Raw genomic sequence first — 2,048 nt, 5'->3', positions numbered from 1 at the left:
GCGGCCTTCTAACGCTTCTTCCTGTCGCCTTTCTTCAATTAACAGCAATGTTTTTATCAAAAGGGTCCTGGCAGATGAGTCAGATTCAGGCATTTTTTTGCTTCCCGCTTGTTGAGCCAGCATCAATGCCCGGCGGTTATAATCCAAAAATTCAGCAGCAAATTCAAAGATTATTTCAGGGTTATCAGAATGCACTGCAAAAAGCCTTCCGCCGCACTTGGCACAACCAAGGGGAAAAGCCGAAAGGCAGAGGGCGGCCTTGCCAGATATTGGAAGACCCGCATCGCCCCACGGATAAAAGTTGATTACACCTTCTCCTGTAAGCAAAGGGATGTGCTGCCGGAAGGCACGACCCGGTGGCAACTTATCCGAAAAGGCCGTAGAAGTAGCGAGCTCACCAGTAAAAACGCAACGTTCTTCCCTCGAATGAACCGGCATTGACTCATTACTATAACTTCGCAACAACCTTCTGGCATACTCCAGTCGTTTCTCAGGTTGGTTGGAAAAAGCGGGCTGATTGAACCAGGCATTGGTGGTAAAGGCAACCCCCAAAAAAGACTTGAGGGGTTCTCGAACGTATTCCCGTTCGATGAAGGAAGCTACTTGCTCAAGATCCGCTCCGGTAATGGTTCGAGGATCCCTTTTTCCCACAAGAGCCGTAATCGTAGCCACCCCTACATCAAAAAAAGGGTGACCAGTATATTCAAGCATTTTTTCACCTCCGAATACCCCTTGACTTCAATGTTCGCCCGCCTGCTCCATCCTGTATTTCCCCATCCCGAACACAGCTCCTTTACCAACATGTACCAGTTCACCCAGGTACAAAAGAGGGAAAAATTCAGATAAGTTTCCCTCATAGATTATACGGCCCACCAGACCGCCCATTTTCATCTTTATATCCTGTCTGGAGGAAAAACGCTCCCAGTCCACCCAGTGGGTATGATCCTCGACGAGCTTTACTTTTGTAGCCCGAGCTATCAGGCCGCTGAAATCCAGCTTTAATTCTTCACCGTGGTGGAAATATAAAAGGGCAGAAAGACGTCGCAGGAGGTTTCGTATTAGTATGTGGAACTCCACTTTGCTCGTGCAGGATTCTTCATACTTAATGCGGGTCATTGTGAGGAAATCGACAGTCAAGCGTGTGGGACACTTCAGAGCGGGTGCTTCAGCAGACAATCTATTACCGGGTTTACACCTGTGAGAACCAGGGTGCTCTCCACCACCGGACAAAACAGCATCAGGCCCATAATATTCTAAGAGATGTGGAATGGCAGACCCCCTTATCGAAAAATCCACATTCCGAACCAATCTTTCCTCTTCGCGATAGACGCACGCCCGCCTATCATTCAACGGATCAACCGCCACTATTTCCCTCAAATTGTACTTTTTACGTCCTCTACCGATGCCGATCTCGCCCAATTCCCTTAAAACAACAATGAAGTAAGGGAGATATTCTATGGATTTCCCAATGAGGATCAATCTGAAAGTTAACGTTTCACCGGAACGGTAGACTGTCTTTTCTTCGAGCGGCGGTTCCAGAACAAAGGGACGTGGGATACTCTCATAATTACGGAGAACCTCCGAACCAGGATGAGGTGAGGTTTCAAAGATGTAAGCATAAGGGCAGTTGTACCTTAAAAGGCAACCCCGGCATTCCTTTTGTCGCATGGAGCAGGTAATTCTACGAAAAACCTGGCCAAAACCGCCGCGCAGAGTTGAACCTTTGTAAGCAGGCAGAAAGAGCCCATCGTGGCCGGCCTCAAGTACCACTTCATAGATGGCCAAACGAAAGTTTATAAGCATATGAAACAACTCCCCTAACGGGATCAAAAAGACTAATACTACTTATTATTGCTACATTCACCATATTTAAACAGATTCCTCCCTGCATTGGTAAGAATAAATCAAATTTTTCTTGGCTTAAAAAATCTTTAGAAACAGGCAGGATGAAAAGCATTCCAAAGATGCTTTTTTCTTTCAGTCCCCTTGTCGTCGGGTCAGTGGTTGTAACTCCCGGCAGAGCAGGATTATTCCTGCTCCCAGTTCAA

At 46.9% G+C, this 2,048-nt stretch carries 2 protein-coding genes; both read right to left on the bottom strand.

The features are described 5' to 3' along the window. Positions 1–711 (bottom strand): hypothetical protein (locus tag ACPLUI_RS14300; RefSeq protein WP_424660914.1); only part of this gene is annotated, 711 nt, incomplete at its 3' end. A gap of 27 nt (positions 712–738) precedes the next feature. After that, positions 739–1,803 (bottom strand): CRISPR system precrRNA processing endoribonuclease RAMP protein Cas6, encoded by a 1,065-nt coding sequence (gene cas6 / locus ACPLUI_RS14295; protein WP_424660913.1) that lies wholly within the window; start codon positions 1,801–1,803, stop codon positions 739–741. Between the last annotated feature and the right edge of the window lie 245 nt (positions 1,804–2,048).

The organism is Desulfofundulus sp. (genome assembly GCF_049701015.1).
GTDB lineage: Bacteria > Bacillota > Desulfotomaculia > Desulfotomaculales > Desulfovirgulaceae > Desulfofundulus.
This window is presented reverse-complemented; position numbering and strand designations above follow the sequence as displayed.

Coding starts and splice junctions, on each gene's coding strand:
- cas6 (WP_424660913.1), bottom strand. CDS start 1,803: ATGCTTATAAACTTTCGTTTGGCCATCTATGAAGTGGTACTTGAGGCC.